Annotated in this window: 23 protein-coding genes and 1 pseudogene; 11 read left to right on the forward strand and 13 right to left on the reverse strand. The window is 72.4% G+C overall.

All coding sequences use genetic code 11. From position 1 onward, the window contains the following. Positions 1-108: 108 nt before the first annotated feature. The 5 genes from ACZ597_RS33755 to ACZ597_RS33775 form a co-directional block, all read right to left on the reverse strand. Positions 109-507, reverse strand: a complete 399-nt coding sequence (locus tag ACZ597_RS33755; RefSeq protein ID WP_471338860.1) for a PIN domain-containing protein — start codon at positions 505-507, stop codon at positions 109-111. Next, positions 504-788 (reverse strand): hypothetical protein, encoded by a 285-nt coding sequence (locus ACZ597_RS33760; RefSeq protein ID WP_471338861.1) that lies wholly within the window; start codon positions 786-788, stop codon positions 504-506. Before ACZ597_RS33760 ends, ACZ597_RS33755 begins: the two co-directional genes overlap by 4 nt. A gap of 101 nt (positions 789-889) precedes the next feature. Next, positions 890-2,599, reverse strand: coding sequence for a nitrite/sulfite reductase (locus ACZ597_RS33765; RefSeq protein WP_471338862.1), 1,710 nt, complete (start codon positions 2,597-2,599; stop codon positions 890-892). A 13-nt stretch (positions 2,600-2,612) separates the two neighbouring features. Continuing rightward, complete coding sequence (locus tag ACZ597_RS33770) at positions 2,613-3,791, reverse strand: hypothetical protein (RefSeq protein WP_471338864.1); 1,179 nt, start codon at positions 3,789-3,791, stop codon at positions 2,613-2,615. Continuing rightward, positions 3,788-5,470, reverse strand: a complete 1,683-nt coding sequence (locus ACZ597_RS33775; protein WP_471338866.1) for a hypothetical protein — start codon at positions 5,468-5,470, stop codon at positions 3,788-3,790. The genes ACZ597_RS33770 and ACZ597_RS33775 overlap by 4 nt, the downstream gene beginning before the upstream one ends. 372 nt (positions 5,471-5,842) lie before the next feature. Here ACZ597_RS33775 and ACZ597_RS33780 point away from each other — a divergent pair, with 372 nt between their 5' ends. The 7 genes from ACZ597_RS33780 to ACZ597_RS33810 are packed head-to-tail and all read left to right on the forward strand — an operon-like array spanning position 5,843 to position 12,214. Then, on the forward strand, positions 5,843-6,544 hold the full coding sequence (locus ACZ597_RS33780; RefSeq protein WP_471338868.1) for a phosphoadenylyl-sulfate reductase: 702 nt from the start codon (positions 5,843-5,845) through the stop codon (positions 6,542-6,544). A 44-nt stretch (positions 6,545-6,588) separates the two neighbouring features. Beyond that, entirely contained in the window at positions 6,589-7,134 is a 546-nt protein-coding gene (cysC, locus tag ACZ597_RS33785) for an adenylyl-sulfate kinase (protein WP_471338870.1), read from the forward strand. A 53-nt stretch (positions 7,135-7,187) separates the two neighbouring features. Next, positions 7,188-8,057: a sulfate adenylyltransferase subunit CysD gene (cysD, locus tag ACZ597_RS33790; RefSeq protein WP_471338904.1), complete on the forward strand. Its 870-nt coding sequence runs from the start codon at positions 7,188-7,190 to the stop codon at positions 8,055-8,057. Positions 8,058-8,059: 2 nt separating this feature from the next. Next, positions 8,060-9,349 carry a sulfate adenylyltransferase subunit 1 gene (locus ACZ597_RS33795; RefSeq protein WP_471338872.1) on the forward strand — a complete coding sequence of 430 codons (1,290 nt, stop codon included), beginning with the start codon at positions 8,060-8,062 and terminating at the stop codon, positions 9,347-9,349. A 2-nt stretch (positions 9,350-9,351) separates the two neighbouring features. Continuing rightward, positions 9,352-10,485: an aliphatic sulfonate ABC transporter substrate-binding protein gene (locus tag ACZ597_RS33800; protein ID WP_471338874.1), complete on the forward strand. Its 1,134-nt coding sequence runs from the start codon at positions 9,352-9,354 to the stop codon at positions 10,483-10,485. A gap of 6 nt (positions 10,486-10,491) precedes the next feature. Beyond that, positions 10,492-11,280: an ABC transporter ATP-binding protein gene (locus tag ACZ597_RS33805; RefSeq protein WP_471338876.1), complete on the forward strand. Its 789-nt coding sequence runs from the start codon at positions 10,492-10,494 to the stop codon at positions 11,278-11,280. Further along, entirely contained in the window at positions 11,267-12,214 is a 948-nt protein-coding gene (locus tag ACZ597_RS33810) for an ABC transporter permease (RefSeq protein ID WP_471338878.1), read from the forward strand. Before ACZ597_RS33805 ends, ACZ597_RS33810 begins: the two co-directional genes overlap by 14 nt. Before the next feature lie 26 nt (positions 12,215-12,240). Here ACZ597_RS33810 and ACZ597_RS33815 read toward each other — a convergent pair whose 3' ends face one another. From ACZ597_RS33815 to ACZ597_RS33825, 3 genes are all read right to left on the reverse strand, one after another. Beyond that, positions 12,241-12,981 (reverse strand): sirohydrochlorin chelatase, encoded by a 741-nt coding sequence (locus ACZ597_RS33815; RefSeq protein ID WP_471338880.1) that lies wholly within the window; start codon positions 12,979-12,981, stop codon positions 12,241-12,243. 3 nt (positions 12,982-12,984) lie between these two features. Next, positions 12,985-13,764 (reverse strand): AfsR/SARP family transcriptional regulator, encoded by a 780-nt coding sequence (locus ACZ597_RS33820; RefSeq protein WP_471338882.1) that lies wholly within the window; start codon positions 13,762-13,764, stop codon positions 12,985-12,987. Between the two features lie 323 nt (positions 13,765-14,087). Next, positions 14,088-15,506, reverse strand: a complete 1,419-nt coding sequence (locus ACZ597_RS33825) for an MFS transporter (RefSeq protein ID WP_471338884.1) — start codon at positions 15,504-15,506, stop codon at positions 14,088-14,090. 182 nt (positions 15,507-15,688) lie between these two features. Here ACZ597_RS33825 and ACZ597_RS33830 point away from each other — a divergent pair, with 182 nt between their 5' ends. Next, on the forward strand, positions 15,689-16,288 hold the full coding sequence (locus ACZ597_RS33830) for a TetR/AcrR family transcriptional regulator (RefSeq protein ID WP_471338886.1): 600 nt from the start codon (positions 15,689-15,691) through the stop codon (positions 16,286-16,288). A 76-nt stretch (positions 16,289-16,364) separates the two neighbouring features. Here ACZ597_RS33830 and ACZ597_RS33835 read toward each other — a convergent pair whose 3' ends face one another. From ACZ597_RS33835 to ACZ597_RS33855, 5 genes are read right to left on the reverse strand one after another with little or no spacing between them, the layout of a single operon-like run. After that, the gene (locus tag ACZ597_RS33835; RefSeq protein ID WP_471338888.1) at positions 16,365-16,826 is read right to left on the reverse strand and encodes a nuclear transport factor 2 family protein; all 462 of its coding nucleotides are present in this window, start codon (positions 16,824-16,826) and stop codon (positions 16,365-16,367) included. 38 nt (positions 16,827-16,864) lie between these two features. Continuing rightward, entirely contained in the window at positions 16,865-17,653 is a 789-nt protein-coding gene (locus tag ACZ597_RS33840) for a thioesterase II family protein (RefSeq protein WP_471338890.1), read from the reverse strand. Between the two features lie 5 nt (positions 17,654-17,658). Beyond that, positions 17,659-19,263 (reverse strand): long-chain-fatty-acid--CoA ligase, encoded by a 1,605-nt coding sequence (locus ACZ597_RS33845; protein WP_471338892.1) that lies wholly within the window; start codon positions 19,261-19,263, stop codon positions 17,659-17,661. Positions 19,264-19,308: 45 nt separating this feature from the next. Continuing rightward, positions 19,309-23,313 (reverse strand): type I polyketide synthase, encoded by a 4,005-nt coding sequence (locus ACZ597_RS33850; RefSeq protein WP_471338894.1) that lies wholly within the window; start codon positions 23,311-23,313, stop codon positions 19,309-19,311. A 14-nt stretch (positions 23,314-23,327) separates the two neighbouring features. Further along, positions 23,328-23,561, reverse strand: a complete 234-nt coding sequence (locus ACZ597_RS33855) for an acyl carrier protein (protein WP_471338896.1) — start codon at positions 23,559-23,561, stop codon at positions 23,328-23,330. Between the two features lie 203 nt (positions 23,562-23,764). On the opposite strand from ACZ597_RS33855, the gene ACZ597_RS33860 reads away from it, so the two are divergent. The 3 genes and pseudogenes from ACZ597_RS33860 to ACZ597_RS33870 form a co-directional block, all read left to right on the forward strand. Then, a complete protein-coding gene (locus ACZ597_RS33860) occupies positions 23,765-24,508 on the forward strand; it encodes a 2OG-Fe dioxygenase family protein (RefSeq protein ID WP_471338898.1) in 744 nt (247 codons plus the stop codon). Position 24,509: 1 nt separating this feature from the next. Further along, positions 24,510-26,372, forward strand: a complete 1,863-nt coding sequence (locus ACZ597_RS33865) for a 2-oxoacid:acceptor oxidoreductase subunit alpha (RefSeq protein ID WP_471338900.1) — start codon at positions 24,510-24,512, stop codon at positions 26,370-26,372. After that, positions 26,365-26,510 (forward strand): annotated as a pseudogene (locus ACZ597_RS33870) (2-oxoacid:ferredoxin oxidoreductase subunit beta); the annotation flags it as partial. The gene ACZ597_RS33865 and the pseudogene ACZ597_RS33870, both read left to right, overlap by 8 nt.

Here is a 26,510-nt window from a genome sequence, read left to right on the forward strand (position 1 = left end):
TCATGCATCCGATCGACAGGGGGACACAGTCATGCCGGGCCCGGAGGCCAGCGGTCCCCTTGCAGGACCGCGAAGAACAGAACGGGGGGCATGCGGCCCGTGGTGACGTCAGACCTTCTCGGCGGTCACGCGGGGGTGCTCGGCTGTGAGCATGGAGATGTCATCGACGTCGGACGTCAGGATCGTGACCTGGCCCGGCTGTGCGAGGGCCGTGGCGCAGAGCATGGCGTCGATCGCGTACTTGTGGCCGTGCAGGCCGGCGGCGCGCAGCAGGGCGGCGGCGGACTGGGCGAGGGTCTGGGTGAGGGGCTCGACCCGGAGGCGGGACAGCGTCCATCTGAGCGCCGCGTCGTTGATCCGGGGATGGATCACCTCGACCAGCACTGCGGCCGAGGTGATCACCGGAAGGTCGGCGGCGTGGGCGGCGGCGAGCCACTCGTGGATCTCCCGGTCGCGCTGCACGGCCTTGGCGAGGCCCTCGCTGTCCAGGATCAAGGCACCACTCACGCCGCCGCCCCGGCTCCGGTGGAGGCGCCGCCGGTGAGTTTGGCCCGCTTGGCGGCCACGGCCTCGGGATCGGCGGGACCGTTGACCGCCTCGAACTCGGCGATCAGCTCCTCGAGGTTGTCACGCTCGATCTGCCGTTGGGCCGCCTTCTCGAGGTAGGCGGACACGCCCCGCTTGCCGACCCGGTCCCTGATCGCTTGCAGGGTGCCTGCGGTGAGCGAAACGGAGATGCCGCTGCTGGGGCCGTCGCCGGGTGGGAAGTCGATGTCGTCTTCAGCCATGACACGATTATGCCATTTCCAATGCTAAACGGCGTGCCGAGTCGCGCCGTCCCCTGACCCGGTTCATGGGTCGAGCCCGTATGCGGTGGGCTCGGCGGGGGCTACTGGAGGGACGACTCGTCGCAGCGGGTGACCCAGGCCGTGAAGGATTCCGACGGGTCAGTGCGGTCCGAGAGGTAGGTGCGGGTGAGGCGTTCGACGTAGTCCGGGAGGTCCGCCGCCGTCGTTTTGAGGCCGCGGAGTTTCTTGCCGAAGCCGCCCTCCTGGTCGGCGGAGAGGGACAGGGTGCCGCCCAGGTGGACCTGGAAGCCTTCTACCTGGCGGCCGTGCTCGTCCGCCACCAGCTGGCCCTTGAGGCCGATGTCCGCGACCTGGGTGCGGGCGCAGGAGTTGGGGCAGCCGTTCACGTTGATGGTGAGGCCCGCGCCGACGTCCTCGCCGGCCAGGCGTTTTTCGAGTTCTGAGATCAGGGTTGCCGCTCGTTCCTTCGTTTCCACGATCGCCAGCTTGCAGTACTCGATTCCCGTGCACGCCATCGTGTTGCGGCGCCAGGGGGAGGGGCGGGCCTGGAGGCCGATTTCGGCCAGGTCCGTGATCAGGGGTTCCGGGTCCGCCACGTCCAGGACCAGGAGCTTCTGGTACGGGGTCAGGCGGACCCGGCCGCTGCCGTGGGTTTCGGCGAGGTCGGCCAGGGCCGCGAGCTTCGTGCCCGAGAGGCGGCCCGCCACCGGGGCCGCGCCGACGTACGACAGGCCGTCCCGCTGCGGGTGTACGCCGATGTGGTCGATCGGGGCCGGGGGGAGCGAGGGGGCCGGGCCGTCGAGGAGAGGACGGCCCAGGTACTCCTCCTCCAGCACCCGGCGGAACTTCTCCACGCCCCAGTCGGCGACCAGGAACTTCAGGCGGGCACGGCCGCGCAGCCGCCGGTAGCCGTAGTCGCGGAAGAGGCGGGCCACCGCCACCCACACGTCCGGGACGTCCTGGAGGGGGACCCACACGCCCACGTGCTGGGCCAGGATCGGGACCGTGGAGAGGCCGCCGCCCACCCACATGCCGAAACCCGGGCCGTGCTCCGGGTGGACCGCGCCCAGGAAGGCCAGGTCGTTGATCTCGTACGGGACGTCCGGCAGCCAGGACACCGCCGACTTGTACTTGCGCGGCAGGTTGGAGAGGGACGGGTCACCGATGTAGCGGGCGGCGATCTCCCGCACCGCCGGGGTCGCGTCCAGCACCTCGTCCGCGCCCACCCCCGCCACCGGGCTGCCCACGATGACGCGCGGGCAGTCCCCGCACGCCTCGGTCGTCGACAGCCCGACCTCCTCCAGCCGCCGCCAGATCGCCGGGACGTCCTCGATCCGCACCCAGTGCAGCTGGATGTTCTGCCGGTCGGTGACGTCCGCGGTGTTGCGGGCGAACCGCATCGAGATGTCGGCGATCGCCCGCAGCTGGGCGGCGTCCAGGGTGCCGCCGTCGCTGCGCACCCGCATCATGAAGTGCTCGTCTTCGAGCTCCTCCGGGGCGAGGGAGCCGGTCTTCCCGCCGTCGATGCCTGGCTTTCGCTGGGTGTAGAGGCCCCACCAGCGCATCCGGCCGCGCAGGTCGTCGGGGTCGATCGAGGCGAAGCCCGTCTTGGAGTAGATCTGCTCGATGCGCTCCCGGACGAGGAGGGGGTCCTCGACCGCCTTGAACTCCTCGTTGGAGTTCAGGGGCTCCCGCTCGCCCAGCGCCCACTGGCCCTCGGGGCGCTTGGGGGCGGCGGGGCGCGCGGTTCTGGCGGTCCGGACCGGCGGCGCGGTGACTGTTTCCGTCATGTCCTGCTCCTTGTCAGGTGGTGCCCAGGGGCGAGACCGGGACGATCATGCCGCTGGGGAGCCAGCTCGCGGACGCGGTGTGGTGATGGCCGCCGCCCGCCGACGGGCCTCCGCTGCCGGGTACGTACAGCACGGCGGCGGCGTACAGCTTCGCGGGCGCCGGGCCCGCCGAACCGCGGGCCGTACGCCACGCCTCGTACCCGGCGGCGGTGGGCACCTCGCCGGGCAGCCGGGCGCCGAGCGCCGCCGCGTACTCCACGGCGGCCGGGCTGTTCGGGGCGTACCGCAGCGGGATCAGCTGGCCCGCGCTCGGTGAGAGCAGCGGCGCGGTCAGCAGCCAGGGCGCCAGGTACGTCCCCTCGGCGACGGTACGGCCGGCCTCGACGTCGCGTACGGCGGTGTCCGCGCCCGCCCAGCCGGCGGTGACCACGAGCGGCCGGCGGGCGGAGGCGTCGGGCGCCCCCACGGTGATGCCCGCCCGGGCCGCGGCGGCACGTACCTCGGCGGCCGCGGCCCGCCCGCGCGGCGAGTCGTCCCCGACCAGCGCCAGCGAACGCGCCCCGCGCCCCGCGAGGAACCCGACGGTGTCCCGCAGCGCGGCCGCGTCCGCCTCCGCCAGGGCGTCGGACGGGCAGCCGGCCGGCGCCTTCGCACTGCCGCCCAGCACCGCCCCGGCGGCGGCGCTCGCGCACTCCGCCCCGTCGGCGCCGCTCAGCCCGGCCGGCGCCGGCTCCCCGCCCGCGCGGCCCGTGTCCACCGCCAGCGGCGCCGAGGACCCGCCGGCCGACACCCACACCTGCCCGGGCCCGGCCGGCAGTTCCACCGGGATCCACGTCAGCGTCGACCCGGGACGCACTCCGCCCCGCACGAGCCGCGCCCGGTCCGTCCCGGCCGAGGCTCCGGCGGCGGCGACGCCCACCAGGTTGTGTCCCGGCCGGTTCGGCACCACCAGCACCGGCACCTGCTCCCCGCCGAGGCCCAGCGAGCCCAGCAGCGGCCCGGCCGACACCCGAGCGCCCGCACCGCCGCCCGAGGGGCCGAGGGTCCCGGCGAGGGCCGCGCACGCCACCGCCGCGGCGAAGTACGCCGTGGCGGTGGTGCGGCGGGCGAGGAGCCGCGTGCGGAGCAGCAGCAGTACGCCCACCGCCAGGGCGGCGGTCAGCACGACCGCCGCCAGGAGGACCGCGTTCACCGTCGGACGGCGCTGTCGCTGACCACGAACAGGACGCCGTGCGGCTGCGCGTCGCCGAAGTCGCCGTGCGGCCACGACGCCCGGTTGAAGCCGACGCACGGCTTGCCGGTGTTCTCGTCCCGGAAGGACCGGTCGAGGGTCACCCGGCCGCGCCGGTCGAGGTCGAACATGCACACCCGGTGGTCACCGCCGCCGCCGAAGGACCCGGCGACGAAGTAGTTGGCGACCGCGATCCGGCTCACCTGCGTCGTCTCCCGGTAGACGCCGTCCGCGCCGCGCTTGAAGTTGTCCATGGCGCCCCAGTGCGGGCCGCCCGCGCTGACGTCGCGGATCGGGACGGTGCTCACCAGCTCCGGGCAGTCCCGCTCGCGCCCGCCCCGGCTCGCCTCGGCGAGCTCGTCGACCGAGCACTTCGCGCCCGTCCCCGCCGCGAGGAGCTTCTGGATGTCCAGGACGTAGATCATGCCCGTGGTCTCGTCCAGCGGCTTGCCGTACGGAACGGACTGGCCCATCACCGTGTGGAAGAGGAAGCGGTCGTCGGGGCTGACGGCCAGCCAGCTGCCGTTGTCCCCGCTGCCGGTGATCTCCTTGTCGCGCTGGAAGGACCGGTAGGCGGTGGTGTCGTCGAAGACCTCCTTCCACTGCGGTGCGGGCGCGGTGATGTCCGGGGTGTAGAAGACCGCCCCGCCGGCCATCGAGGAGACGAACGCGCCCTTGTGGCCGGGCCGGTTGGTCAGCGCGGTCTCCATGACCACGCGGGACTCGCGGAAGAAGGCCCGCTGCTCCTGCGCCCCGCGCGGACCGTCGGCGACCTTCGACACCGACTTCAGGGTCGGGTCGTCGCGGTTGGTGATGTCGAAGACGCGGACGGTCTGGCGGGCCAGGTTCTCCTTGAGCGCCGAGTCGGGCGTCATGAAGTTGCGGGCCTCGGCGAAGTCGCTCGCCACCATGATGTTGAGGTCCTCGCGGACCGCGATGCCGTGCGGGTTGGCGCAGGTCGCCGCCGGCAGTGCGGGCACGTTCCCGCACTGCGCCGGGTCCTCGCCGGCCGCGGTGGCCGCCGGGATCTCCGCGATGGTCCTGCCGTCCTCGCCGATGCGCACGATCTCGCCGGGCGAGCCCGCCGCGCCGTTGCCGACCCGCACCTCGCCGTTGGTGTAGGTGCAGGGGCCGGTCACGTTCGGCCCGCCCATGTACGTCCCGTACGCGGTCCCGTCGCTCAGCACCTGGTAGGCGTCGGGCAGGGTCCCGCAGGGGGTGTCGGCGGTGGTGTTGACCCCGGCGATCGTCAGCGCGGGCAGGGCCTTCGCGTCGAAGACGAAGGTGGTGTCGCTCATGATGCCGCCGGCGTAGATCCGGTCGCCCTTGTGCCACACGTACTGCATGTGGTGCGGCTCGTTGCCGTTGTTCGGGCCGACGGTGACCGTGTTGGCGACCTTCCCGTACGTGGGCGAGCCCGGCGTGGCGTCGATGACGGTCAGGAAGTCGGGCGCCGGCTGCTTCGCCGGCCCGGACCAGACGAGCATCCACTGCCGTCCGGGCCCCCGCGAGGCGTCCACCAGGTGGTTGGTCGCCGTGTACGTGACGCCGTCGCCGCCCTGGAAGCTGGAGGTCCAGGTCTCCGGCGAACCGGCGGCGGCGGGGCCCGCCGCGGTGAGCATGGAGGCGGTGAGTCCCACCGCCGACAGACAGAGCGCGAGGCGGCGTATCAGCCTTCCTCGGCGTAGACCTTGCAGACCTTGCAGGCTCATTTCTCCGCGTGCCCTCTCCGGGGTGTCGGTCGAATTGCCGAGTGATTTTCGGATCACTGTGGCACAAGGGCGCTGGCGGTCCGCTGATAGGAGACTTACCGTGCCCTGACATTCGTCAGGAGGAACTCCGCAAAGCCCCCAATATTCTGTGTAACGGCTGGTGAGAGGTGTGGGGTGGCCGGTTCTCGTCGAAAGTGCCGCGATCAGCGGACCGTCAGTGCTTTATGTGTCGGCATTGCTAGTCTCGGCGCAGAGAATTCCTGCCCGTTCGCCGCGTTCCCCATTCGAAGGAGCCGCCGGATGACGACGACTCAAGTGCACGGAAATGTGAGAGAACTCGCCGAACGGGCGGGCCGGGACCTGGAGGACGCTTCCGCGCTGGATGTCCTGCGGTGGGCGGTGGAGACCTTCGGGAAGGGGTTCTGTGTGACGTCCTCGATGGAGGACGCGGTCGTCGCCCACCTCGCCTCGCGGGTCGCTCCTGGTGTGGACGTGGTGTTCCTGGACACCGGTTACCACTTCGAGGAGACGATCGGCACGCGTGACGCGGTGGAGGCGGTGATGGACGTCAACGTCATCACGCTGACTCCGCGCCGGTCGGTGGCCGAGCAGGACGCCGAGTACGGGCCGAGGCTGCATGACCGTGACCCGGACCTGTGCTGTGCGCTGCGGAAGGTCAAGCCTCTGGAGGAGGGTCTGACCGGGTACGCGGCGTGGGCGACGGGGCTGCGCCGCGACGAGTCCCCGACCCGGGCGAACACCCCGGTCGTCGGCTGGGACGAGAAGCGGGGCAAGGTCAAGGTCTCCCCGATCGCCCGCTGGACGCAGGACGACGTGGACGCGTACGTCGCCGAGCACGGGGTCCTGACCAACCCGCTGCTGATGGACGGCTACGCCTCCGTCGGCTGCGCCCCCTGCACCCGCCGGGTCGCGGAGGGCGAGGACGTACGGGCCGGCCGCTGGGCCGGACGCGGCAAGACCGAGTGCGGACTCCACGGCTGATGACCACAACACCTACGGACACCACGGAACTTACGGAGAAGCGGATGAGCGTGACCGGCCAGGGAGCCACGGTGTGGCTGACCGGTCTGCCCAGCGCGGGCAAGACCACCATCGCGTACGCGCTGGCCGAGCGGCTGCGCGCCGAGGGCCACAAGGTGGAGGTGCTCGACGGGGACGAGATCCGCGAGTTCCTCTCGGCGGGCCTGGGCTTCGGCCGCGAGGACCGGCACACCAACGTGCAGCGGATCGGCTTCGTCGCCGAACTCCTCGCCAGCAACGGTGTGAAGGCCCTCGTCCCGGTGATCGCGCCGTTCGCCGACAGCCGCGAGGCCGTCGCGAAGCGGCACGCCGCCGCTTCGACGCACTACCTCGAAGTGCACGTGGCCACCCCGGTCGAGGTGTGCTCCGAGCGCGATGTGAAGGGCCTGTACGCCAAGCAGGCGGCGGGCGAGATCTCCGGTCTGACCGGCGTCGACGACCCCTACGAGGCACCGCAGCAGCCGGACCTGCGGATCGAGTCGCACACGCAGACCGTCCGGGAATCCGCAGCGGCGCTCTTCGCGCTGCTCGAACAGAGGGGTCTCGCGTGACCACCGTCATCCCCATCAACAGGGCCGCGAGGGCGCTGGACCACCTGGACTCCATGGAGTCGGAGGCGGTGCACATCTTCCGTGAGGTGGCGGGCGAGTTCGAGAAGCCGGTGATCCTGTTCTCCGGCGGCAAGGACTCCATCGTCATGCTGCACCTGGCGCTGAAGGCGTTCGCGCCGGCGGCGGTGCCGTTCTCGCTGCTGCACGTGGACACCGGGCACAACTTCCCCGAGGTCCTCGCCTACCGCGACCGCGCCGTGGAGAAGCACGGCCTGCGCCTGCACGTGGCCTCCGTCCAGGAGTACATCGACGCCGGCAAGCTCCGCGAGCGCCCCGACGGCGTCCGCAACCCCCTCCAGACCGTCCCGCTCACCGAGGCGATCCAGCAGCTGAAGTTCGACGCCGTCTTCGGCGGCGGCCGCCGCGACGAGGAGAAGGCCCGCGCCAAGGAGCGCGTGTTCTCCCTGCGCGACGAGTTCTCCCAGTGGGACCCGCGCCGCCAGCGCCCCGAGCTGTGGCAGCTCTACAACGGCCGCCACGCCCCCGGCGAGCACGTCCGCGTCTTCCCGCTCTCCAACTGGACCGAGCTCGACGTGTGGCAGTACATCGCCCGCGAGGAGATCGAACTCCCCGAGATCTACTTCGCGCACGAACGCGACGTCTTCCAGCGGGGCGGCATGTGGCTCACCGCCGGCGAATGGGGCGGCCCCAAGGACACCGAACCAGTGGAGCGCCGGAGGATCCGCTACCGCACCGTCGGTGACATGTCCTGCACCGGTGCCGTCGACTCCGACGCCGCCGACCTGGACGCCGTGATCGCCGAGATCGCCGTGTCCCGCCTCACCGAGCGGGGCGCGACCCGCGCCGACGACAAGCTGTCCGAGGCCGCGATGGAAGACCGCAAGCGCGAAGGGTACTTCTAACCATGGACGACACGACGACGCTGCTGCGCTTCGCGACCGCGGGTTCCGTGGACGACGGCAAGTCCACCCTCGTGGGCCGCCTGCTGCACGACTCCAAGTCGGTCCTCGCCGACCAGCTGGAGGCCGTGGAGCGGGTCTCCGCCGACCGCGGCCAGGACGCCCCGGACCTCGCCCTCCTCACCGACGGCCTCCGCGCGGAGCGCGAGCAGGGCATCACCATCGACGTGGCCTACCGCTACTTCGCCACCGCCCGCCGCCGGTTCATCCTCGCCGACACCCCCGGGCACGTGCAGTACACGCGGAACATGGTCACCGGCGCCTCCACCGCCGACCTGGCCGTGGTCCTCGTCGACGCCCGCAACGGCGTCATCGAGCAGACCCGCCGCCACGCCGCCGTCGCCGCCCTCCTGCGCGTTCCCCACGTCGTCCTCGCCGTCAACAAGATGGACCTCGTCGGTTACGACGAGGGCGTCTTCGCCGCCATCACCGCCGAGTTCAACGGCTACGCCGCGGACCTCGGCCTCGACGACATCACGGCGATCCCCATCTCGGCCCTCGCCGGCGACAACGTGGTCGAGCCCTCCGCCCACATGGACTGGTACGGCGGCCCCACCGTCCTGGAGCACCTGGAGACCGTCCCGGTCAGCGACGAGCTGACCGCCGGACCCGCCCGCCTCCCCGTCCAGTACGTGATCCGCCCGCAGACCGCCGAGCACCCCGACTACCGCGGCTACGCGGGCCAGATCGCCTCCGGCGTCCTGCGCGTCGGCGAGCCCGTCACCGTCCTGCCGTCGGGCCGTACCTCCGTCATCGAGGGCATCGACGCCCTCGGCGAGGCCGTCGAGACGGCCTGCGCCCCGCAGTCCGTCACGGTCCGCCTCGCCGACGACGTCGACGTCTCGCGCGGCGACCTCATCGCCCCCGCCGGGGCCGCCCCGACCACCACGCAGGACGTCGTCGCCACCGTCTGCCACGTCGCGGACCGGCCCCTCGCCGTCGGCCAGCGCGTCCTCCTCAAGCACACCACCCGCACGGTCAAGGCGATCGTGAGGGAGATCCCGTCCCGGCTCACCCTCGCCGACCTGTCCCAGCACCTCGACCCCGGCCGGCTGGTGGCCAACGACATCGGCCGCGTCGTCGTCCGCACCGGCGAGGCCCTCGCGCTCGACGCGTACGCCGACTCCCGCCGCACCGGATCCTTCCTCCTCATCGACCCCTCGGACGGAACCACCCTGACCGCCGGCATGGCGGGCGAGGCCTTCACCGGGCACGAGCACGAATGGACCCTCTGACGATGTCCCCACCGCACCGCCGCCCCCATCTCCTGCTCCGCCCCCGGCCCATCGCGGCCCTCGCGCTGCTGCTCGCCGCCGCCCTCACCTCCTGCGGCTACGGATCCCGGGCGGTCGGGGTCCCGGACGCCGCCCCGGCCGGCGCGGCGGGCCGGAAGCTCTCCGTGTCCGAGGTCCGCGTCGGCTACTTCCCGAACCTGACCCACGCCACCGCCCTGGTCGGCGTACGGGAGGGACTGATCCAGCGGGAGCTGGGCGGGACCGCCCTGAAGACCACCACCTTCAACGCCGGGCCCGCCGAGATCGAGGCCCTGAACGCGGGCTCCGTCGACATCGGCTTCATCGGCCCCTCGCCCGCCGTCAACGGCTACGTCAGGTCCAAGGGCTCCAACCTGCGGATCATCTCCGGATCCGCCTCCGGCGGCGTCAAGCTCGTCGTGAACCCCGACAAGATCAAGACCCTGGACGACCTCAAGGGCAGGAAGATCGCCACCCCGCAGCTCGGCAACACCCAGGACGTGGCCTTCCTCAACTGGATCGCCGCACGCGGCTGGAAGGTCGACGCGGCCGGCGGCAGGGGCGACGTCTCCGTCGTCCGCACCAACAACACCATCACCCCCGACGCCTACCGCTCCGGTGCCGTCGACGGCGCCTGGGTGCCGGAGCCCACCGCCTCCAAACTCGTCGCCGAGGGCGCCGCGGTCCTGCTCGACGAACGGGACCTGTGGCCCGGCGGGAAGTTCGTCATCACGAACGTCGTCGTCTCGCAGAAGTTCCTCAAGGAGCACCGGGACGTGGTCGAGGCCGTACTGCGCGGCACGGTGAGGACCAACGAGTGGATCAACGCGGATCCGGACCGGGCCAAGGCCTCCGCCAACGCCGCCCTGAAGACCCTCAGCGGGAAGGAGCTGGAGCCCGAGGTCGTCGACGCGGCCTGGCCCGGGATCGTCGTCACCGACGACCCCCTCGCCGCGACGCTGAAGGCCCAGTCCGACCACGCCGTCGCGGCCGGGCTCCTGGAGGAACCCGACCTCGACGGCATCTACGACCTCGGACCGCTCAACGAGGTACTCGGCTCCCTCCACAAGCCCACCGTCGACCACGCGGGTCTCGGCACCGCCGACCAAGGAAGGTGACCCGCCATGGCGACCGCCCTCATCAACGCGGAGCACAGCACCGCCACGGCCCGCACGGCCGTCCGCGTCGAGCACGTGTCGAAGTCCTTCCCCGGACCCGCAGGCCCCCAGCCGGTCCTGGAGGACATCAGCCTGGACGTGGCACCCGGCGAGTTCGTCACCCTCCTCGGCGCCTCCGGCTGCGGCAAGTCCACCCTGCTGAACCTGGTGGCCGGCCTGGACTCCCCGACCGCCGGCACCATCGCCACCGAGGGCCGGCCGGCCCTGATGTTCCAGGAGCACGCCCTCTTCCCGTGGCTCACCGCGGGCAAGAACATCGAGCTGGCCCTGCGGCTGCGCGGAGTGCCCAAGGCCGAGCGCAGGCCCGAGGCCGAACGGCTGCTGGAGCTCGTCCGCCTCGGCGGCGCCTACGGCAAGCGCGTCCACGAACTCTCCGGCGGCATGCGCCAGCGCGTGGCCCTCGCCCGGGCCCTCGCCCAGGACAGCCGCCTCCTGCTGATGGACGAGCCCTTCGCGGCCCTCGACGCCATCACCCGCGACGTCCTGCACGGCGAACTCACCCGCATCTGGGAAGAGACCGGCCTGTCCGTCCTCTTCGTCACCCACAACGTGCGCGAGGCCGTCCGCCTCGCCCAGCGCGTCGTCCTCCTCTCCTCCCGCCCCGGCCGCGTCGCCCGCGAATGGGCCGTGGAGCTGGCCCAGCCGCGCCGCATCGAGGACGCGGCCGTCGCGGACCTGTCCCTGGAGATCACCGAACACCTGCGAGGGGAGATCCGCCGCCATGGCCGCCAGTGAGCTCAGGCCCCGTGAACCCAGGTCCAGTGAACCCAGGTCCAGTGAACCCAGGACCCGTGAGCCCAGGACCCGTGAGCCCAGGACCCGGACCGCCGCCAACGAGCTGGCCGGGCTGGACGCGCTCGAAACCCGCCAGGGAACCAGCACCCCGCTGCGCCGGGTGCTGTTGGCCAAGGCCCTGCCCCCGCTCACGGCCGTGCTCCTGGTGCTGACGGCCTGGCAGGTCCTCGCCCTGGCCGAGGTCACCGACGCCCACAAGCTGCCGCCGCCGTCCGCGGTCTGGGACAGCCTGGCCGACCTCTGGTTCAAGGGCACCCTCTTCGACGTCCTCTGGACCAGCGTCTGGCGCGGCCTGTCGGGCTTCCTGCTGGCCCTCGCCATCGGCACCCCGCTCGGCCTGGTCGTGGCCCGGGTGAGGTTCGTCCGCGCCGCCGTCGGCCCGGTCCTGTCCGGGCTGCAGTCCCTGCCCTCGGTGGCCTGGGTGCCCCCGGCGGTGCTCTGGCTGGGCCTGGACAACTCGATGATGTACGCCGTCATCCTGCTCGGCGCCACCCCCTCCATCGCCAACGGCCTGGTCTCCGGCATCGACCAGGTCCCGCCGCTGTTCCTGCGCGCCGGCCGCTCGCTGGGCGCCACCGGCCTGCGCGGCGCCCGGTACGTCGTCATGCCGGCCGCGCTCCCCGGCTACCTGGCCGGGCTCAAGCAGGGCTGGGCCTTCTCCTGGCGCTCCCTGATGGCCGCCGAGATCATCGCCAGCTCCCCCGACCTGGGCCTCGGCCTCGGCCAGTTGCTGGAATCGGGGCGCGAGACCTCCGACATGGCCCGGATCTTCCTGGCCATCATCCTGATCCTGCTCGTCGGCATCGCCGTCGAACTGCTCGTCTTCGCCCCGGCGGAGCGGCGGATGCTGCGCCGCCGCGGCCTGCGCGGCTGACCCGCCGCGGCCCGGACCGGCGCCGGTCAGCCCGTCAGGGCCAGGGCTGCCGCCCGGGCGGCGTCGTAGCGGAGCAGTACGAGCCGCGCCAGTTCCGGCGCGGCGCCGAGCACGGCGCCCAGGTGGTCCGCCCCGGCTTCGGCGGCGCCCGCCGCGATCCGGTCCGGGAGCCGGCCGGGTGCCAGGACGTACGGGGCCACCGCGATCCGCTCCGCGCCCTCGGCGCGCAGCGCCCGTACGGCGTCCTCGGTGCGGGGGAAGGCGCCCCCGGAGGAGAACGCGGGCCGTACCGCCCGCCATCCGGTGCGCTGCCACCGCCGGGCGATCCCGGCGAACGAGGCGGCCGCCTCCGGGTCGGAGGTGCCCGCGGCCGCGAGGACCACGGCGGTCGCCGTACGCGCTTCCGGGCCGAGGCCGGCCCCGTACAGCCGGAGCTCCAGTACCGCGGTCAGCAGCGGGTCCGGGCCCAGTACCCCGGCCTGCCGCACCGTCAGGGACGCCGGCGCCCGGCGCAGTACGCCGGGCAGGTCGACCGAGGCGTGGAAGGCGCGGGTCAGCAGCAGGGGCTGTACCACCACCCGCCGTGCCCCGTGACGGGCCAGCCGCGTCAGCTCTCCCGGAACGGAAGGCCGGTCGAAGTCCAGGAAAGCCGCGCTGACGGGCAGTGCGGGCCGCGCCGAGCGGATCCGCCGGGTGAGCGCGCGTACCGTCCTCGCGTGCCGGGGATCGCGGCTGCCGTGCGCGACCAGTAGCAGGAACTCGTCCACGCCCTAGCCCGCGACGAGGGCCGGCACCGGCCAGTAGGGCTCGTCCTGGAGCAGCATCGGGTCGTGGGTGAGGATCGCCCGCTCGTACTGGCTCAGGACGGGGGAGGGCTCGATGCCCTGGGACTCGATCATGTTGTGCCGGCACTGGCGGTAGACCGTCAGCGCGTCGAGCTGCCGGCCGGAGCGGTACAGGGCGCGCATGAGCAGCATGCAGAACTGCTCGTGGTTCGGGTTGCGCGAGTACAGCTCGGTCAGTTCCGGGAGGATCCGTTCGTGTCCGCCGGTGCGGAGTTCGAGATCGTAAAGCAGAATGAGCGCCGAATTCCGTGCCTCCAGATATCGCGTGGAGGCGGTCCGGCAGATGGGCCCGCCGGTCAGTCCGCCGAATACGGGTCCGCGCCAGTGGGATAATCCCTCGCGGAGGTCGGCGATGTTCCGGCGGTGGCCGGCGAGGGTGTCCGTTCCCGAACGCGCGTGGATCGCGTCCACGGTGTCGAGGAACACGTAGGCGTCGAGTTCCCACCGGTCGAAGAGGAACTGGTAGCCGGAGGTGCTCGTCACCACCCGTGAGCCCTGGCGTTCGGGCTCCACCGCGGCGAGGGTCCTGCGGACCCTGCTGACCTGCGCCTGAAGGGCGTTCTCGACCTTGTTGGGGGGTGTGGTCCCCCACAGTTCGAGGATGAGGGAGTCGACGGTGACGAGCGATCCGCCGGCCGCGAGCAGGGTCGCCAGGAGCGTCTGCTGCATGGCGCCGCCGAGCCTGACGGCGACTCTGTGTTTCATTATTTCCATGGATCCCAGGACTGAGAACAGCAACACAAACATCTCCCCGCGAGATGGAAAGAGAACGGTGTCGTGTGCGAGCTGGTGATGCTCTGAATTCCTAGTGGACCGATCGGTCCCGACCGTACTTGCTCAGATGCGAGCGTGTCAATGAAGCCCCCGCGTCCCCGCGCCCCACCGGCTGGGATGCCGCACAGGTGAGCAAACGCGACAAAGGCCGTGCAACACGCCCGGCACCGGATGCGGGGGATCCAATGGGTGCGCCGGACGTGCTGCACGGCCGTTCGGGGGAGGGGGCGCCGCCGCGGCGGCGCCCCCTCCGGTCAGGCGGCGGTCTTCTGCCGGTAGCGGGCGGCGCCCGCCAGGGCCACGAGGGTCACGCCGAGGGTGAGGACCGTGACGGTCCACAGACCGGCCCGGTAGGGGGCGATCCCGCCGGTGCTGAGCGAGAACACGGTCGCGGTGAGCGCGATGACCACGCCGTTGCCGATCTGCGCGCCGGCGTTGAACAGGCCGGAGACCAGGCCCTGCTCGTCCGGCGAAGCCGTGCCGACGGCGGCGATGTTCAGCGCCGGGTAGACGGCGGCGAAGCCGAGGCCGCCGAGGAGCTGCTGCGCGAACAGGGTGACCAGCGGGTCGACCTGGCCCATCAGCAGGACCCAGCCGAGGTAGCCGATGCTCAGCAGGACCAGGCCGCCGGTCGCGACCGGCCAGGCGCCGTACTTGGTGACCAGCGCGGCGCCGTAGCGGGCGGTTCCCGCGGTCAGCACGCCGCCGAGCAGGAAGGCGAGGCCGGCCTCCAGCGGGGTCCAGCCCAGCTGCTCCTGGTAGTAGAGGGTCAGTACGAACTGGAAGGAGACGTAGGCGCCGAAGAAGAGCATCGCGATCAGGGACCGGGTCAGCTGGCCCTTGCGGAAGACCGACAGCGGCACCAGCGGGGCCGGGTGGCGGCTCTCGACGACGGCGAACAGCGGGAAGAGGACGGCGGCGGCGATCAGTGAGCCGATGGTCTGGGCGTCGGCCCACCCGTCACTGGCGGCCCGGCTGAGTCCGTACACCAGGGCCACCGCGCCCGCCGTCACCGTGACGGCGCCGAGGATGTCGAGGCTGCCGCTCTTGCCCTTCTCCTGCTGCGAGGGGACGACCGACGCGGCGAGCAGTGCGACCAGCACACCGGCGACGGCCGGGGCGAACAGGACGAGCCGCCAGGAGACGCCCGCCATCAGACCGCCGAGGATCAGGCCGAGGGAGTAGCCGGCCGAGGCCACGGCCAGGAACGTGCCCAGGGCTCGGTTGCGTGACTGCTCGTCACGGAAGGCGTCGAGCAGGATCGCCATGGCGGCCGGTGCGGTGATGCCGGCGCTGACGCCCTTGAGGAGACGGGCGACGACCAGGACCACGCCGTCGTCGGCGATGCCGCCGAGGACGCTCGCGACGACGAACACCACCAGCCAGCCGATCAGCAGCTTCTTGCGGTTGTAGAGGTCGGCCAGCCGGCCGCCCAGGAGCAGGAACCCGCCGAAGCCCAGCGCGTACGCCGAGACGACCCACTGGAGTGCGGAGGTCGACATCCCCAGGTCCGCCTGGACCAGGGGGAGGGCCGGTCCCATGCTCGCGATGTCCATCGCGTCGAGGAACTGCACCGCGCACACGACCAGGAGCAGCAGGGGCAGGCTCTTGACCGCGGGGGCGGGCGGGACCACCCGTGCGATGGGAGGAGAGGTCGGGGATGCCTCGGTCATGATCAGACTCCGATCGGAGTGTCGTCGGAAGCAGTGAGCTCTACGGGAACGCTCGGAAACGCACCAAGGGAACAAATGACGGACCGATCAGTCCAGGACTGATCGGTCCATTTCTAGCGCTCACAAACCCCGGTGTCAAACGTATGCTGGGAACCGCGGGGGAGAGGCGAAGGAGTTGAGACATGGCGCGCACACCGGCACCAGGCACGAGGCGGCGGATCCTGGAAGCCTCGGCCAAACTCTTCGGTGAGCAGGGGGTCCGGGCCGTCGGCATGCAGCAGGTGATCGACGCGACCGGAGTGGGCAAGAGCCTCCTCTACCGCGAGTTCGCCAGCAAGGACGAGCTGATCGCGGCCTGGCTGCGCGAGAGCGACGCGAAGTGGTGGGAGCAGGCCGAAGAGGTCACCGCCCCCCACTCCGGCGACCCGGCCCGCCAGATCCTCGCGCTGATGGAGTTCTTCCACGCCAGCGTCCGCGAACCCGACTTCCACGGCTGCATCTACTACAACACCTCCAGCGAGTTCCGCGAGCCCGGACACCCGGGCCGCCAGGAGGCGAAGCTGCACCTCAAGGGCCTGCGCAACTGGTTCCGCGACAAGGGCGTCGAGGCCCGCGCCGAGGACCCCGACGCCCTCGCCGACACGCTGATGCTCATCGTCGGCGGCACCCTCGCCAACGGCGAGGTCCTCGGCGAGACCGGCCCCGCCCGCATGGCCCTGGCCACCACCGGGCTGGTCCTGCGCCAGTACGCGCCGAACGCCATGGCGGCCGCCACCCTCTGACGGTCCGAAGGCCGCGCGCCCGGCCCCGCGGCACGAGGATGCCGCGGGGCCGGAGCGCGTCCGGCGCCGGTCCACGTCAGGGGCCGCCGGCGCCGGTACGGGTCGGCCGCGCGTGCCGTACGGCCACGCCGTGCTCCTCGTACCCGTCGTTGTACGAGAACGCCGAGGGCATCCTGTCGTGGAACTGGTAGTCGGCCTGAATTCGACCGTCCTCGGCGAGCACGACGATGTCCTGACCGGACATCTCCATCTCCCCCGTGGCCGCCGACACCATCACCCAGTTGAACCGGACGACGTCGTGGTGGCCGGTCGCGTTGTTCGAGGACCGGAACTCGTAGCCCATCGGGCCGTACACCTCGTGCGTGTAGGCCAGCTGGTCCAGGAGCGCCGCGTGCCCCCGGATCGGATCCTTGCGGTAGAACACGTAGACGCAGTCCGGCGCGTACAGGCCGTACACCATGTCGCGCCTGCGCCGCTCGTCCTTCTCGTTCCACAACGCGACGTAGCGCGCCAGGAGTTCATTGGGTCGGGGCAGCATGACGGGGTACCTCCGGGTTCCGCTGGAACGCCGCCCGCTCAGCGCCCCGCGGCGTACCGCGGCAGCAGCTGGGCCAGGTCGGCCGTGATGGCACGGGCGTGGGCGCTCAGGTAGAAGTGGTCCCCGGGGAAGGTCCGGCACCCCAGGAACTCCGGCGTCCGCCCGGCCCACGACCGCATGGCGCCGGGCGCGAGGAGGGGATCCCCGCGCCCGGAGTAGGCGACGACGGGACAGCCCACGGCCGCCCCGTCGTCCGAGAAGTCAGCGCACACCGAGCCGTCCGCGCCCATCGCGCGGACCGCCCCCGCCAGCAGCTCCGGATCCCCGGCGACCGCCTCCGGCAGCCCGCCCAGCAGGCGCAGCGCCTCCAGCGGGTCCGAGGACAGCGCCGCCGGCGCCGAGAACCCCTCCGGTGCCCACCCCGACACGGCCAGCAGCACCGGCGCGGGCAGGCCCCGCCGCTCCGTCTCCACCGTGAGCCGGTAGCCCAGCAGCGCCCCCATCGAGTGCCCGAACACCGCGTAGGGGCGCTCGTCCAGCTCGTCCGACACCACCCGGGCGAGGGCCTCCACCAGCGGACCGAGCCGGGTGTACGGTGCCTCGCGCCGCCGCTCCTGCCGCCCCGGCAGCTGCACCGCCTGGCAGGCGACCGACCCGGGCAGCCGCCCCGGCCACTCGCGGTACATCGACGCGCCGCCCCCGCTGTGGTGCAGCAGGAACAGCCGCGCCTCCGCGTCCGGTTCGGCGTCGGCCGGGTGCAGCCACCGCGACGCGCCCTGCACCTCGGGCAGCGGGCCCGGCGGCCCGGGACCCCGTACGGCGTCCACGGCGGCTACGCGACCGGGGCGGGGGACCCGGCGGGGGACCGGTCCCCGGTGAACCGCTCCCGGAGCACCCGCCGCAGCACCTTCCCGGTGGGATTGCGCGGCAGCTCGGCGACGATGTCGTACCCCGTCGGGATCTTGAACCCGGCGATCCGGCCGTTCATGAACCGCAGGAACTCCCGCGGGGTCGCCTCGGCGCCCTCGCGCAGCACCACCGCGGCACGGACGGCCTCACCCCAATCGGGGTGCGGGACCCCGTACACGGAGACCTCCGCCACCGCCGGGTGGGCCCGCAGCGCGTTCTCGACCTCCGTGGGATAGATGTTCTGGCCGGCGACGATGACGGTGTCGTTGACCCGGTCGGCGAGGAACAGGTAGCCGTCGGCGTCGACATGGCCCATGTCGCCCATCGACAGCCACTCCCCGGCCTCCCCGGACAGGGCGTCGGCGGTCACTTCCGGCAGCCGCCAGTACTCCAGGAACCGCGCCGGGCTCCGCACCACCACCCGGCCCACCTCGCCGGCCGGCAGCTCGCGGCCCTCCCCGTCCAGGATCCGCAGCCCGACACCGGGCACCGCCCGGCCCGCCGAGCCCAGCACCCGGCTGTCCGCGGTGTGGTCCTCCGGCGCCAGGACGGTCAGGAAACTGCCCGCCTCCGCCGAGGAGTAGCCCTGCGCCAGCTCGCAGCCGAGTACGTCGATGCAGGTCAGCAGCAGCTCCCGGTCGATCGGCGAACCGCTGTAGACCACCTTGCGCAGCGAGCGGAAGGTCTCGCGGGTCGTCCCCCGCTCGGCCAGCATCATCCGCAGCATCGCGGGCGCCGCCCACAGGGTCGTGACCGCGTGCCGCTCGATCAGCCGGGTCGCCTCGTCGGCGATGAACTGGCGCATGACCACCGTGGTGGCGCCCGCGTTGAACGAGTGCATGAACCAGCCGAAGCCGGCCGTGTGCAGCCCCGGGAAGCAGCTCAGCCCCCGGTCCTCGGGCCGCCAGTCGATCCAGTCCACCCCGGCCGCCCGGGTGTCGGCGATGAAGGTGAAGAAGGTCCGCTGCGCCAGCACCACCCCCTTGGGCAGCCCGGTCGTCCCGCTCGTGTACAGCTGCGCGACCGGGTCGTCGAAGCCGGCCCCGCCCGCCGCCGGCGGCTCCGTGTCCGGCAGCCCGGCCTTCCAGTCGAGGAACCCGCCCGCCACATGGCCGTCGGAGTCCGACTCGACGACCTGCCGCAGCTCGGGCAGCACCGCCCGCAGCCTGTCCACCAGCGGGCGGAACTCCCGCTCCACGAAGAGCAGTTCCGCCCGCGAGTCGCGCAGGACGTGCTCGACCTCGCCGACCGTGAGCCGCGAGTTCACCGGCACCAGCACCACGCCCGCCTTCGCGCAGCCGAGCGCCAGGTCGTAGTAGCGCTCCGACTCCCGGCCCAGGTAGCCCACCCGCGCCCCGGCCGCCAGGCCCGCGGCCAGCAGCGCGTGCGCGGTCCGGTTGCTCTCCCGGTGCAGTTCGGCGAAGGTCAGCGCGCGGTCCTCGCAGATCACCGCGGGCCGGTCGGGCCGGGTCCGGGCGTGCAGCGCCGCGCGGGCGGCGAGGGTGCGGTCCTCCGTACGGTTGTCCATGGGGTTCCCTTGTCCTGTTCGCTCTCTGGGTTGAAGGGCGGGGGCTCAGGCCGCCGGGGGCACGGCGGCCCCGGCCGGCACCGCGTCGGCGGCCAGCCGTCCGGACAGCAGCTCGGCGAGCTCCTCCACCGACGGGTGGTCGAAGACCGCGGAGGACAGCAGCTGGATCCGCAGCCGCGTCTGGAGCTGGTTCTTCAGCACGATCGCCGTCAGCGAGTCCACGCCCAGCTCCAGGAAGCCCGCCCGGATGTCGACGTACTCCGGGTCGTCGATCGCCAGCAGCGCCGCCACCGTCGCGCGGACCAGGGCGACCAGCGCCGTCCGCCGCTCCTGGGGCGGGGCCGCCGCCAGCGCCTCCACGTCCAGCGGCGCGGCCGAGGCCGCGGCCCGCGCCGTGCGCTCGGCGGCCGCCGCCTCCACCGGGCGGTCCGGCAGCCGGGTGAAGCCCATCCCGGACAGCTCCGCCACCGGCCGGCCGTCCTCCTCCAGCAGCAGCACGTCCAGGGTGAACGCCGGGTCCGCCGACTCCGGGTCCTCGGCGCGCGTGACCCGGGCCGCGGAGCGCAGCACCGCCCCGCGCGGCTTCTTGAAGGCGCGCAGCCGGCCCGCGCTCGTGGCCACGTAGCGGCGGCCGTCGTCGGCCAGGGCCGCCAGCGCGTGCGTCGCCCCGTCCAGCAGCGGCGGCGGCAGCAGCCCGTCCCGGGACAGGCCCGCGCCGGACAGCTCCGTCACCGCGAAGTCCGGGCCGTACGCCGCCACCCGGCGGGCCCGCAGGAACTGCGGTCCGTACTCCAGCCCGGCCTCGGCGTACGCGGCCTGCACCTCGCCGCCGTCCAGCACCCGCGAGGGCTCGTCGTCGGAGAGGGCCCCGGTCAGGGCCAGCAGCGTCCGGCCGGGGCCGGCGAGGCCGCTGCCCGCGTAGTCGGCCTCGGCCGCGATCACGGCGGTGGCGTGGATCCGCCCGGCGCCCTCGGGCCCGTCGGCGGCCCGGCTGGAGACCTCCACGGCCAGGCTCCCGTCCGGCGCGGTCCGCACCCGGGTCACCAGCAGCACCGGCCGGTCGGACAGGAACAGCGCCTCGTGGAAGCGGACGTCCTCAACCGCCCGGCCGGTGTCCCCGTGGACCTCGTCCTGCACCGCGAGCAGCAGCTCCAGGTAGGCCGAAGCGGGCAGGAAGGACTGGCCGCCGATGGTGTGGTCCGCGAGGTACGCGGGCTGCGCGGCACTGATCCGCGCCGTGAACTCCCGTATCCCGTCGGCCTGTTCGCCCTCCCGGCCGAGCAGCGGGTGCCCGTCGCCGCCCGCCCCGCGCCGCCCGGCGGGGCGGGCCGGGAGCCGGTACTCGCGCCGGTCGAAGGCGTAGCCGGGCAGCGCGATCCGACGTCCCGGCCCGTCCGCGTGCACCGCACCCCAGTCGATGCCCAGCCCCGCCGCGTACGCACCAGCCAGCGCGGCCTCCAGGGCCCCGCCCGCGGTGTCCTTCGAACGCAGACTGGTCAGCCAGCGGTGCTGCTCCCGCGGTACGCAGTGCCGGGCCAGCGAGGTCAGCGCCGAGGACGGCCCGACCTCCAGGAACACGTGCCGGCCGCGCTCCGCGACGGTCCGCACCCCGGCCGCGAACTCGACGGTCTCGTTGACGTGGCGCACCCAGTACTCGGGCGTCGCCAGCTCCCGCGGATCGGCGATCCGCCCCGTCAGGTTCGACACGATCGGCAGCTGCGGCTCGTGGAAGGCGATCCCGCGCAGCACCTCGGCCAGCGGCTCGGACACCCCGGCCATCAGCGGCGAGTGGAACGCCGCCGTCACGTGCAGCTCCGTCACCGTCCACCCCGCCGCGCGCAGCGCCTCCACCGCCTCCGCCAGCGCCCCGGTCCCGCCGGACACCACGCACTGCTGCGGGGCGTTGACGGCCGCGACGGCCAGCTCCGGCCAGCGCTCCAGCAGCGGCCGGACCTCCTCCACGGGCGCCGACACCGCCGCCATCGAGCCGGGCACGCCCTCCGACTCGATCAGCCGGGAGCGGGCGGCGAGGAACGCGACCCCGTCGGCGAGGGTGAACAGCCCCGCCACCGTCGCCGCGACGATCTCGCCGACGCTGTGCCCGATCAGCACGCTCGGCCGCACCCCCCACGACAGCCACAGCCGGGCGAGCGCGTACTCCAGCGTGAACAGCGCCGCGTGCGTGAACGGCGTACGGGCCAGGGCCTCCTCGGCGTCCGGCACGTCACCGAACATCACCGCCGCCACGGAACGCCCCAGCAGCGGCGCGAACAGCGCGTCGCACTCGTCGACGCACCGGGTGAACACGGCGAACCGGCCGTACAGGGCCCGGCCCATGCCCACGTACTGCGAACCGGAGCCGGTGAACAGGAAGGCCGTCTTGCGGAACGCGTCCGGCTTCTCCTCCGCCCGGGGCGGCGCACCCCACCGCTCCAGGTGGCCGGCCAGCTCGGCGGTGGAGGACACGGCCGCCGCCGCCCGGTGGCGGAAGTGCGACCGGCCCGTGGCCCGGGTGCGGCACAGGTCGGCGAGGCCGGTGTCCGGGTGCTCGGCGAGGAAACGGGCGTACCGCTGGGCCTGGAGCCGCAGCGCCGGCCGCGACTTGGCGGACAGCGTGAAGACGTGCCCGCGCCCCTCCCGCTCCGAGGGCTGCGGGATCTCCGGCCGGGCCGCGCCCGCCTCCGGCACCGGGGGCTCCTCCAGCACCGCGACCGCGATCGCCCCGGCGACGCCGAAGCCGTTGACCGTGGCCCGGCGCACCGGCGCCTTCCACGGCCGCTCCCCGTCCGCCACCTCGATCGGATAGCTCTCCCACGGGATCCGCCCGGACAGGTTCCGCCACACGTGCGGGAAGAAGACCCCCGCCCGCATCTGCGTGATCACCTTGATCACCGCGCCCAGTCCGGCCGCGGGCTCCATGTGCCCCAGGTTGGCCTTCAACGAGCCGATCACGAGGGGGTCCCGCCGGTCGTGCGAGGCGCCGAACACCCCGTTGACGGAGCCCATCTCGATCGGATCGCCCAGCGGGGTCCCCGTCCCGTGCGCCTCCACGTACTGGATGTCGCCCGGCTCCAGCCGCGCGTCGGCCAGCGCCGCCCGCATCACGGCCTCCTGCGCCGTGCCGTTGGGCGCGCTCAGGCCCGCGCTCTCGCCGTCCTGCCCGATCGCGGTCCCGCGTACGAGCGCCAGCACCCGGTCCCCGTCCGCCAGCGCGTCGGAGAGCCGCTTGAGCACCAGCGCCCCGCAGCCCTCGGCGCGCGCGTAGCCGTCGGCGCTCTCGTCGAAGGTCTTGCAGTGTCCGTCCGGGGCGAGCATCTGCGCGTGCGAGAGGATCACGTACGAGCGCGGGTTGTGCAGGGTGTTCACCCCGGCGCACAGCGCGATCCCGCACTCGCGGCGCCGCAGCCCCTCGACCGCCAGGTGCAGGGCCGTCAGCGACGCCGCGCACGCCGTGTCCGTCGTCAGGCTCGGGCCGCGCCAGCCCAGGAAGTACGAGAGCCGCCCCGACAGGGAGTACGCGCCCAGGCCGGTCGTCAGGCTCCCGTCGAGCTGCTCGTCCGAGAGACCCTCCAGCTCCAGCGCGAAGTCCAGCGGGGAGGCGCCCACGTAGACGCCGCCGTCGCCGTGCCGCAGCCCGGCCGGGTCGATGCCGGCGTCCTCCAGGGCCTGCCACACCGTCTCCATCAGCAGCCGCTGCGCGGGATCGATGAAGGGAGCGTCCTTGGGCGGAATGTTGAAGAACTGTGCGTCGAATTCGTCTATACGGTCGAGGAAGCCGCCTGCGGCCGCGGTGATCGAACCGTCGGCCACCTCCGGAACCCAGCGGTCGCGCGGCAGCGGGCCGATACCGGAACGCCCCTCCCGGAGAAAGGAATCCAGATCGTCTACGGATTCGTTCCCGCCGGGCAGACGCATCCCGATACCGACCACGGCGATCGGCTCGTGCTTCTCGGAAAGATACCGCCCGATCTCCGTTTCCTGCCTCCGGACGGTCTCCTCGGCGGCTTCGAGCCTTTCCTGCAAATTCCGCTCTTCCGGAGTTCCGGGCATGGCGGCCGCCCCTCTCAATTCGCTTCGAAGACGTCGGCCAGGACGTCCGAGGCCAGATGGTCGGTCAGCCGCTCGACGGTGGGCTGATTGAACAGGGCCGTGCTGCTGATGCCCCGCCCCAGCCTTTCCTCCAGCCGCTGCTTGACCATGGTGAGCAGCAAGGACGTCATGCCGAGCTCGAAGAAGCTGTCCTCCAGCGGCAGCTCCTCGTCATCGGGCATGAGCAGCGCGGTCCTGAATTCCGCCACGACGATTTCTTCCAGGACCGTCCGGCGTTCCGACCTGGGCGAGGCCAGTAATTGATCCGTCATACCGGTCGAGTCAAGCACAGCGCCCGTGACGGTCGGCTGACGCCTTCCTGACCCGCCGGACCCGTCAGTTCAGCGTCAGCAGCGCCGTGGGAACCTCGGCGGAGCAGGAATGCGTGAGATCCGGCATGGAGGAGCCAACAATGCAGACCGAAGCACGGGAAGAACTGCGGGCCAACGGATATTCGTTGCTGCCGGCCGACCGGCTCGTCACCGACGCCGAATCCAGGCAGTACTTCAAGGAACTGGCCGCCGAATGGGAGCGCCTGGAGACGGACCAGTACCTGAAGGGCGGCTCCCGCTTCCGCGAGCGCCGCTACGACCGCTTCTTCTTCGTGCCCCGCACCGGAGAGGTCCGGCTGCGCCCGCACCGCCCCTACTTCCAGTCGATGAACGCCAACGACTACGCCGGCGGCATCGACCGGGACGTGGCACCGCTGAGCCGCGCCACCCTCGACAACCCGCTGCTGACCCGGCTCCTGCGCGCCGACTTCGAGAAGTTCCCCGTCCCCGAGGACTCCTGGCTGGACGACCCCTGGGACGTCCAGTGCCACCAGTTCCGGATCATCAGCACCCCCGACGAGACGGGCGAGCCCACTCCGGAGGGCCCGCACCGCGACGAGGTCGACTTCGGCGCGATCCACCTGATGGGCCGCTTCAACGCCCGGGGCGGCGAGTCCCAGGTCTACAGCCTGGACAAGGAACTCGTGGCCGAGTTCTGCCTGACCGAGCAGATGGACACCATGTTCTGGGCCGACGCCCGGATCCTGCACGCGGTCCGCCCGATCCACCCCGTCGACCCGGCCAAGGCGGCGGTCCGGGACGTGCTGATCCTGGGCTACAAGCACGAGCCGGAGCTGCGCCGCGAAGAGCAGAACGCCGCCTGACATGGCGACGACTACCCAGACCCGCCGTGTCGACCGCGTGGTCATCCGTTTCGCGGGTGACTCGGGTGACGGTATGCAGCTGACGGGTGACCGTTTCACCTCGGAGACGGCGTCCTTCGGCAACGACCTCTCGACGCTGCCGAACTTCCCGGCCGAGATCCGGGCCCCCGCCGGGACCCTGCCGGGCGTGTCGTCGTTCCAGCTGCATTTCGCGGACCACGACATCCTCACCCCGGGTGACGCCCCGAACGTGCTGGTCGCGATGAACCCGGCGGCGCTGAAGGCCAACATCGCGGACGTGCCGCGCGGCGCGGAGATCATCGTCAACACCGACGAGTTCACCAAGCGCCCCATGGCCAAGGTCGGCTACGAGGCCTCCCCGCTGGAGGGCGGCTCCCTGGACGCCTACCGCGTCCACGCCGTCCCGCTGACCACCCTGACGGTGGAGGCCCTGAAGGACTTCGGGCTGACCCGCAAGGAGGCCGAGCGCAGCAAGAACATGTTCGCCCTCGGCCTCCTGTCGTGGATGTACCACCGCCCGACCGCAGGCACGGAGACCTTCCTGCGGAAGAAGTTCGCGAAGAAGCCCGACATCGCCGAGGCGAACGTGGCGGCCCTGAAGGCCGGCTGGAACTTCGGGGAGACGACCGAGGACTTCGCCGTCTCCTACGAGGTCGCCCCGGCCACCAAGGCCTTCCCGACGGGGACGTACCGCAACATCTCCGGGAACCTGGCCCTCTCCTACGGCCTGGTCGCCGCCGCCCACGCCGCCGACCTGCCCCTCTACCTGGGTTCCTACCCGATCACCCCGGCGACGGACATCCTGCACGAGCTGAGCAGGCACAAGAACTTCGGCGTCCGGACCTTCCAGGCCGAGGACGAGATCGCCGGCATCGGCGCCGCCCTCGGCGCGGCCTTCGGCGGCGCGCTCGCCGTCACCACGACCTCCGGCCCGGGCGTCGCGCTCAAATCGGAGACCATCGGCCTCGCCGTCTCCCTGGAACTCCCCCTCCTCATCGTGGACATCCAGCGCGGCGGCCCCTCGACCGGTCTGCCGACCAAGACCGAGCAGGCGGACCTCCTCCAGGCCATGTACGGCCGCAACGGCGAGGCCCCCGTCCCGATCGTCGCCCCCAGGACGGCCGCCGACTGCTTCGACGCCACCCTCGAAGCCGCCCGGATCGCCCTCACCTACCGCACCCCGGTCTTCCTGCTCTCCGACGGCTACCTCGCCAACGGCTCCGAACCGTGGCGCGTCCCGCACCCCGACGAACTGCCCGACCTGCGCACCCGCTTCGCGACGGGCCCCAACCACACGCTGCCCGACGGCACCGAGGTGTTCTGGCCCTACAAGCGGGACCCGGGGACCCTGGCCCGGCCCTGGGCGGTGCCGGGCACGCCGGGTCTGGAGCACCGGATCGGCGGGATCGAGAAGCAGGACGGCACGGGCAACATCAGCTACGACCCGGCCAACCACGACTTCATGGTCCGCACCCGCCAGGCCAAGGTCGACGGCATCGAGGTCCCGGACCTGGAGGTCGACGACCCGGACGGCGCCCGCACCCTCGTCCTGGGCTGGGGCTCCACCTACGGTCCCACCACCGCCGCCGTCCGCCGGCTCCGTGCCGAAGGAGTGCCGATCGCGCAGGCCCACCTGCGCCACCTCAACCCCTTCCCCAAGAACCTCGGCGACCTCCTCGCCCGCTACGAACGGGTCGTCGTCCCCGAGATGAACCTCGGCCAGCTCGCCACCCTCATCCGCGCCCGCCATCTGGTGGACGCCCGCTCCCACACCCAGGTCAACGGCATGCCGTTCAAGGCCGAGCAGCTCGCCGCGGTCCTGAAGGAGGCCATCGATGACTGAGGCACTGCGCCTGATCCCCAGGGCGGAGGCGAAACTCGCCGCCAAGGACTTCAAGTCGGACCAGGAGGTCCGCTGGTGTCCGGGCTGCGGGGACTACGCGGTCCTGGCCGCCGTCCAGGGCTTCATGCCCGAGCTCGG

The sequence above is a fragment of the Streptomyces sp. NPDC040718 genome (assembly GCF_055593565.1).